The organism is Streptomyces sp. NPDC127092 (genome assembly GCF_042722475.1).
Lineage (GTDB): Bacteria > Actinomycetota > Actinomycetes > Streptomycetales > Streptomycetaceae > Streptomyces.
The window spans coordinates 642-1,431 of the sequence record NZ_JBHXFE010000227.1; the positions used below are offsets into that span (position 1 = coordinate 642).

Annotated in this window: 2 pseudogenes; both read right to left on the reverse strand. The window is 71.1% G+C overall.

Going from position 1 to position 790, the window contains the following annotated elements:
• Positions 1–462, reverse strand: a pseudogene (locus ACFWJO_RS39160) (Na+/H+ antiporter subunit D); the annotation flags it as partial.
• Positions 459–790: pseudogene (locus ACFWJO_RS39165) on the reverse strand (hypothetical protein); the annotation flags it as partial. The pseudogenes ACFWJO_RS39165 and ACFWJO_RS39160, both read right to left, overlap by 4 nt.

Genomic DNA, 790 nt, shown 5'->3' on the forward strand with positions numbered 1-790 from the left:
GGAGAACGTCAGGAGAATCTCGAAGCCCACGTAGAGGTTGAACAGGTCGCCGGCGAGGAACGCGTTGGACACGCCCGCAACGAGGATCAGGAACGTGGGGTGGAAGATCGAGACCGGTCCGCCCTCGTCCCGGTTGATCAGCCCCTGGGCCGAGGCGTACAGCAGCACCGCCAGGGTGATCAGCGCCGACACCACGAGCATGAGGGCCGAGAGCCGGTCCACCACGAGGCTGATGCCCAGCGGGGCAGGCCAGCCGCCGAGGTGGACGGCCGCGACCCCGGTGTCCCAGACCGAGGCCAGCAGCAGCGCGTCCAGCACGAGGGTGAGCACGAGCGCGGAGACCGTGACGGTGATCTGCGCGCGGGGGCGGCGCACGAGCATGAAGGTCACGGCCGCGCCCAGCACGGGCAGCATGACGGCCAACGGGGCCAGGTCGGTCAGGGGGAGGGTGCCGATGCTCACGGGCGCGGCCCCCCGTCGGCGCGGTGGGCACGGACGACGGACGCCGGGCCGGGATGGGCGGGCGGCGTGGGCGAGGCGTGACGCACGTGGGGTCGGGACTCCGTGGCGTGCTCGTAGTGGGCGTTGGGGTCCGCGGCGTCGTCCAGGAACTCGGAGGACTCCTCCACGAGCTCCGCGTCGTCCTCCGCGTCCCAGGCGGGCATCCGGGCGATCTTGACGTCCTCCGCATCCACCTCGACCTCGTCCTCGCGGATGAGCAGCCACGAGCGGTAGATCATGGCGGTCAGGAACGCGATCACGGCGAAGCCGATCACGATCGCGGTGAGGA